The following is a 203-nucleotide window of genomic DNA, read 5'->3' on the forward strand; positions in this document are numbered from 1 at the left end:
GTCCTGCAGCTGCACGATGCCGGTCGGCGTCGGGATGGTGAGCTGCTTGAGCGCGTCGACCGTGGTCGGCGGGTTCGGGGTCACGATGTAGACCGTCAGCGCGGTGTCGTCGATCTCGACGGATCCGGCCTGCTGCGGACGCATGGTGCCCGACACGATAGCTCCGACGGCGACCTCGGAGAGTCCACGCTGGGCGGCGGCTT

At 69.0% G+C, this 203-nt stretch carries 1 protein-coding gene; it reads right to left on the minus strand.

Annotated elements, in window-relative coordinates:
- A partial coding sequence (locus tag L687_RS28790; protein ID WP_040569665.1) for a hypothetical protein occupies positions 1–203 on the minus strand: 203 nt, incomplete at both ends.

This window comes from Microbacterium maritypicum MF109, assembly GCF_000455825.1.
In the GTDB taxonomy this organism is placed as follows: Bacteria; Actinomycetota; Actinomycetes; order Actinomycetales; family Microbacteriaceae; genus Microbacterium; species Microbacterium maritypicum_A.